Origin of the sequence: Kaistia hirudinis (genome assembly GCF_014196455.1) — a bacterium.
GTDB classification, from domain to species: domain Bacteria; phylum Pseudomonadota; class Alphaproteobacteria; order Rhizobiales; family Kaistiaceae; genus Kaistia; species Kaistia hirudinis.
Window position 1 is genome coordinate 1 of the sequence record NZ_JACIDS010000011.1, and the last position, 5,983, is coordinate 5,983.

At 65.6% G+C, this 5,983-nt stretch carries 5 protein-coding genes; 2 read left to right on the forward strand and 3 right to left on the reverse strand.

All coding sequences use genetic code 11. The annotated features are described in order from the left end of the window. Window positions 1-128 precede the first annotated feature (128 nt). Window positions 129-719 (forward strand): D-glycero-alpha-D-manno-heptose-1,7-bisphosphate 7-phosphatase, encoded by a 591-nt coding sequence (locus GGR25_RS24480; protein WP_183401536.1) that lies wholly within the window; start codon window positions 129-131, stop codon window positions 717-719. Beyond that, complete coding sequence (locus GGR25_RS24485; RefSeq protein WP_183401537.1) at window positions 716-1,873, forward strand: AGE family epimerase/isomerase; 1,158 nt, start codon at window positions 716-718, stop codon at window positions 1,871-1,873. Before GGR25_RS24480 ends, GGR25_RS24485 begins: the two co-directional genes overlap by 4 nt. A gap of 45 nt (window positions 1,874-1,918) precedes the next feature. Here the strand turns inward: GGR25_RS24485 and GGR25_RS24490 are convergent, their stop codons facing one another. The 3 genes from GGR25_RS24490 to GGR25_RS24500 all read right to left on the reverse strand — a co-directional run bounded on the left by GGR25_RS24490 (window position 1,919) and on the right by GGR25_RS24500 (window position 5,740). Further along, entirely contained in the window at window positions 1,919-3,325 is a 1,407-nt protein-coding gene (locus GGR25_RS24490) for an O-antigen ligase family protein (RefSeq protein ID WP_183401538.1), read from the reverse strand. 67 nt (window positions 3,326-3,392) lie between these two features. Then, on the reverse strand, window positions 3,393-4,595 hold the full coding sequence (locus GGR25_RS24495) for a glycosyltransferase (RefSeq protein ID WP_183401539.1): 1,203 nt from the start codon (window positions 4,593-4,595) through the stop codon (window positions 3,393-3,395). Continuing rightward, entirely contained in the window at window positions 4,592-5,740 is a 1,149-nt protein-coding gene (locus GGR25_RS24500) for a hypothetical protein (protein WP_183401540.1), read from the reverse strand. The genes GGR25_RS24495 and GGR25_RS24500 overlap by 4 nt, the downstream gene beginning before the upstream one ends. Window positions 5,741-5,983: the final 243 nt, after the last annotated feature.

A 5,983-nucleotide genomic window follows, 5' to 3' on the forward strand; every position in this document is an offset into this window, starting at 1 on the left:
GACTTCGCGCGTCTCCGCCGGCTGATGACCACGCCGGTGCTGATTGACCTCCGCAATGTCTACCGCCGCGAGGAAATCGCCCGCCACGGCTTCCGCTATGCTTCCGTCGGCAGGCCGGGGGAGGATGGATGAGCGGGACTGAGCGGCCCGGTCGTGCTGTCGACCCGCTGGACGCCATGAACCGTCCGGCCATCTTCTTCGACCGCGACGGCGTGCTGAACCATGATTATGGCTATGTCGGCCGGATCGACGCATTCGAATGGATCCCCGGCGCGCGGGATGCGATCCGCGCCGCCAACGAGGCGGGCTATTTGACGTTCGTCGTCACGAACCAGAGCGGCATCGGTCGCGGCTATTATAGCGAGGACGATTTTCACGCCCTCATGGATCATGTGCAGCGGGAGCTGGCGGCGCATGACGCCCGCCTTGACGACATCCGCTTCTGTCCGTTCCACCCGGAGGCGACGATTGCCGCCTATCGGCGCGACTCCGATTGGCGCAAGCCCGCGCCCGGCATGCTGCTCGATCTGATGCGCCACTGGCCGGTGGACGCCGCGCGCAGCTTCCTCATCGGCGACCGCGAGGGCGACATCGAAGCCGCGCGCCGGGCCGGGATCACGGGATGCCATTTCGAGGGTGGGAATCTCCTCGATTTCCTGCTGACTCGGACACCATTTCTCGCTACCGCGTCCGCCAGGGATGCAGGGAGCGACGCATGACCGTTTCGACCAAGGCCGACTTCCTCGCGGTGCGCGCCGAGCTGACCGACTGGCTGTTCGACAAGGCGCTGCCGCTCTGGGCCGGTGTGGGCACCGACCGCGTCGGCGGCGGCTTTCACGAGAAGATCGCGCGCACCGGCGACGCGATCGAGGAGCCGCGGCGCACCCGCGTGGTCGGGCGCCAGCTCTATGTGTTCTCGACGGCCGGCGCGCTCGGCTGGTCCGGTCCGGCGGATGAACTCGTCGAGCACGGGCTCGCCTATTTCAGCGCCCATTGCCTCGGCGACGGCGGGCGGGCCATCGCCGTGTCGAAACCGGGCGGTATTGTCGTCGACGAGCGGTTCGATCTCTATGATCAGGCCTTCGCGCTGTTCGGCCTCGCGACGGCGGCGGCGCAGCGTGCCGACCGTGTGGCGCTGACCGCCATGGCGCATGGCATCCGAACGCGGATCGCGGAGGGATGGCGCCATCCGGCTGGTGGTTTCGAGGAAAGCCAGCCGCGGACGCTACCGCTCAAGGCCAACCCGCATATGCATATGTTCGAGGCGGCGCTGGCCTGGATGGAGGTCGATGACGATCCCGCCTGGCGGGCGCTCGCCGACGAGGTCGGCGCGCTCTGCCTCGGTCGCTTCCGTCATTCGGCGACCGGCGCGATCTTGGAATTCTATGATGGTGACTGGCAGCCCATGCCGGGCGAACTCGGACGGATCGTCGAGCCGGGGCATCAGTTCGAATGGGCCTGGCTGCTGATCCGCTGGGGCATGATCGCGGATTGCCCGGAGGCCATCGACGCGGCGCGGCGGCTGATCGAGATCGGCGAGGAATATGGCGTCGATGCCGAGCGCGGCGTTGCCATGAACGAACTCTGGGACGATCTGACTGTCAAGGATCGCCGGGCGCGGCTCTGGCCGCAGACGGAGCGCATCAAGGCCTGGATCGCGCTCGCCGCGATTGCCCGCAGCGAGACGGAGCGGGATGCCGCGCTTGAAAAGGCGGCAATCGCGGCTCGAGGGCTGCAGAAATACCTGGCCGAGGACGTGATCGGCAGCTGGAACGAGCGCATGGCCGAGGACGGCACGTTCCTCGACGAGCCCGCTCCGGCGTCGAGCCTCTATCACATCACCTGCGCCATCGCCGAAATGCACCGCGTCTGACGGAGCGTCCTTATGGGGCGGCCCGCCGGCGGATGTCGTGCCGGCTCAGGAGCGATGGCCGAGCGGCGGCAACCGCATTTCGTGACGTGCGGACACGGGACGCTCCCGCACGGGGGACGGCGCCTGCTTCATGCGGAATTTAGCCAGCACGACTGACAGTCCGAGCACGCCGCCGAGGAAATAGAAGATCTCGGGGTGATAGACCGTCCCCACGACCTCGCCGAACGACATGATCAGAATGAACAGCAGGCAGGCGAAGATGCTCCTGATCAGCTGATCGCTGATGATGTCTGCCGTCTTCAGGATGCGTAGCGTCACGAAGAAAAGCGACACGTAGAGAATGAAACCGATATAGCCGGAGTCATAGATATATTGCAGATAGGTATTGTGCAGGCTCGGCGTCAGGTTCTGTTCGCCGAACACGAACAGGAAGTCGTTCACCAGACCTGAGGTGACCTGTCCGAAATAGCCATAGCCGAGAATGAGGTCGGGGGAGACGATGTTCTGCGTCGCCGCGATCCAGATGAACTGCCGGCCGGTCGCCACGCCCAGTGAACTGTCGCGCACGGCGATGTCGCCGATGCCGATGGAATCCAGCAGCGACACGATCGCCGGCATGAAGATCGAGACGAACGCACCGCCGAGAAGCAGCGTCGTGCTGACGAAATAGAGCGTCTTGCGGCTGCTGGTCAGATAGAGCGCGACGCAGATCAGCGTGGCGAGGATCGAGAGGCGCGTCTCCGACATGATCGACGCATAGAGGCCGCAGCCGAGGAGCGCCCAAGCGAAGAGCGAGCGCCGGTGCGACTGCAGATAATGGATGCTGGCGACGATCGAGATCCCCGCGATAGCCCCGATCGAATTCGGCGAGGTGATGCTGGGCAGAACCGAGAGACGGGCCTGATAGATGCCGAACAGCTGCAAGGTCGTGTTGACGTTGTAGATGATGGCGCCGCTGAGCGACGATCCGGCATCGAGCCGCAGCGCCCAGAGGGCGATATTGATCGCCAGATAGATTGGCAGCGAGATCAGGAACAGGCTGACGGCCCGCTCGAGGCCGTTCTTCGCGTTCTGGATATAGAAGATCATCGAGAGCAGCGCGAACGACGTCATGAACGACGTTGCGAGTCGCGTCTTGGCGACGATCGTTATGCTGCCGGGTCCGCGCAGGATCATCAGGAACTGGATGATGAAGAAGGCGACGGCCAGGAAGATCAGCAGCCTCTCCTGCGAGGCGCGGGCTTCCTGGCTCGGATTCGGCCGCCGGATGTTCGAGATCCGCATCGCGCAGATGGCGAGATAGAAGATCGTGAACGCGTCGATGAAGAGAGCCGGCGGAAAGCCGAGCGGCACGCCCGGCAGCGCGCGCCATGTCGGTCCCAGCGCCAGATAGAGCACGACCAGCAGCGAGGTCGCGGCTGTCGTTTCCTTGGTTCTGGTCCCTGTCGGCATTGGCTCTGTCGTTTCCGTCTATTGGGCGGTCCGTGCGCTCGTCATCGCTCCCGGCGGCTATCCTCGCTTAGGGCATCCTATCCGGAGTCATGTCGCGAAGCATCGACGCCGTGAATTCCGGCGCGAAGAGGCTCCGCGCCGCCGCCCGGTCGCGCGACTGCGCCGCCAGACCGTCGAGCCCGATGGCGAGCTTGGCCAGAATGCCGCGCGCGAACGCCTCCGGCGTATCCGCGATCTCGAAATGCCCGAAGGATTCCTGCGGCATGCCGGTGACGCCCACGGTCGTCGACACGAGCCCCGCGGGCGTATGCAGCATCTCGATGGACTTCAGATTGACACCGCTGCCCTGGAACACGGGATTGACCAGAACGCGGCAGTCGCGGAGCACATCGGCCGCCTGCGGGGGATTGGCGAGCAGATCGACGCCCGCTTTCCGGCACGCCTCGATCACCGGGTCGACAGGCCGCGATCCGGCGATCCGGATGCGCAGCCCCGGCTCGGCCGAGCGGAGGATCGGCACGACGGTCTCGACGAACCACAGCACGCCCTGGACATTGTTGAGGTTCACGAGATTGCCGAGATAGCCGACATCGTAGCTCGGTCGCCAGTCAGCGACATCGCTGAGCCGCGCCGCGTGGTGCCGGTCGAGGACCGGCGGCAGCCAGGCGCCGTTCGGATAGCCCTCGGATGTCCAGTAGGCGAGATCGATCTGCGAGCAGTCGTAATACTTGACCGAGCCGCCGATGACGCCGCGCTCGAAACGCTCGAGGCCCGTCATGTCCAGCGCGCTGCGCAGCCGCCCGCGCCAATTGGTATTGAGGCGGTACTGGTCGCTCACATATTTGAATTCGCGATTGGCCGAGCGGAAGAAATAGCGCTGCTTCAAGGCGCCAGCCAGCTGAAGGCCCGCGACCGCGCTCGGCAGGCCGTCAATGAGGATCGCATCCGGCGCGAACGCGCGCATCGCGCCGACGAGGCGGTTGAGATCGGCCGGCGCGAGGGCGCGGCGCGATACCCAGCCGGGATAGCGCAGCAGCAGCCAGGGCCGCTCGAAATGCGTGGTGATGTCGAAGACATGCACCTCGTCCACGAGGTCCTTCAGCGAAGCGCGGATGCCGTCCTCCGTCTCGCCCGCCTTCGGGTTGCGCCAGCAGACGAGACTGATCTGCGCGCCGGCCTCCTTGAGGGCGAGGAGCCGCTGGTAGACATCCAGGCGTCCGCCGTGATTGGGCGGGGCCGGCGTCTCGCCATAGACGACCGCAAGCCTCATTGCGCTGGCTCCACGTCCGGCGCCAGCCGTCGCGACAGGGTCGGCGTCCAGGATTTGTGCAGCATCTCGAAATGCCAGCCCTGCTGTTCGGCCTGCGACAGGCAATGCTCCAGCACATCCCCGTGCACCGCGCGGACATAGCTTTCCGGATCATGCGCCGGCACGAAGTGATCGAAGAAGGCCGGGTGATGTTCCCTCAGCGTGTGCATCAGCTCCGGATAGGAGTGCTTGTTCGAGTTCGACCAGAACAGGACGTCACTCGGCGCGCGGCCGTCGAAGCCCCAGAGCCGGACGGATTTCGACAGGTCGCAGGCGATCGGAAGCAAAAGCTGATTGAGGACATTGCCGAGCGCGGGCAGGGCGAAATCATCCTTGAGCGTCGCATGTACCGTATGCGCGGTGCCGCGCCGGATCGGGATGAGGCGTTCGGGTTCGATCTGGATTTCCCGCGCGACCAGCGAATGGAAGAGATCGGGATAGATGAACACCGTGTCCGGCGATTCCCGCAGGCGCTTCAGCAGATCCGCTCGGAAGGTGCGGGCGAACTCCGTCGGCCCGTAATGATAGAGCCCGTCGCCGGCGACGACGGCGTGCGGCGCGATGTGGTGCCACAGCTCTGCGTCGCGGACGATGGTGTTGCAGACGAGACGGATATCCTGCGACCAGTCGCGCTCGATGGCCCTCGCCAGCGACGGCCCTGTGCCGAAGATCGTCGCCTGCCGATGGCCCTCGGCGAGGACCCTGCGCTTCCATGCGTCATAGTTCCGCCGGCTCACCGCCGGGTCGGGCGAGCCGTTCAGGAACACTTCGGCGTCGAACCAGTTCCAGGCCTCGATCGAGTTGGTCCGGAAGTTGACGTCGAAGACGCCGAGCGCCTGCTGGAACAGCGGGACGGGCGGCGCATCCTTCGGGCGGAAGGTGAGGACGGGGCCGTGGGCGAGGAGCCAGGTCGGCGCGGGGCTCTTGAGATGCGTGATGCGGATGTCGTCGCCGAAATAGAAGCGGATCCGCTGTTCGAGATCGGCGACATCCGGGCCGGCATCCGGCGCGTAGAGAAAGACGCGCCGCGGCGCGAAGCGCCGCCTGAGCGCGTTCAGCGTATTGACGGAACCCTTGGCGGCGGTCTTGAGCGCGTTATTGCCCATTGGCTTGTCCTCTGGCGCCGCGTCGTGGCGGAAGCGAGCGATGACGCGGCTGGAGCGGGTTCCGAGCGGTGAACCGCGTGGCGGGACCGCCCGCGGTTCCGGCGTGACGCCTGTCCCGAACCGATCCGTGTTCCAACCGCGCCGCCTCCGTCACGCGACTTTGTTGAAGTTAGCGAGGTCTGCGTGACCGAGGCCGAGCATGGCGAGTGCGATGTCGACGCTCATGCGGTTGACGCGCTGGAT

Excerpts from the sequence above, each read along its gene's own strand:
- GGR25_RS24480 (WP_183401536.1), top strand. The coding sequence starts at position 129 with ATGAGCGGGACTGAGCGGCCCGGTCGTGCTGTCGACCCGCTGGACGCC.
- GGR25_RS24485 (WP_183401537.1), top strand. The coding sequence starts at position 716 with ATGACCGTTTCGACCAAGGCCGACTTCCTCGCGGTGCGCGCCGAGCTG.
- GGR25_RS24490 (WP_183401538.1), bottom strand. The coding sequence starts at position 3,325 with ATGCCGACAGGGACCAGAACCAAGGAAACGACAGCCGCGACCTCGCTG.
- GGR25_RS24495 (WP_183401539.1), bottom strand. The coding sequence starts at position 4,595 with ATGAGGCTTGCGGTCGTCTATGGCGAGACGCCGGCCCCGCCCAATCAC.
- GGR25_RS24500 (WP_183401540.1), bottom strand. The coding sequence starts at position 5,740 with ATGGGCAATAACGCGCTCAAGACCGCCGCCAAGGGTTCCGTCAATACG.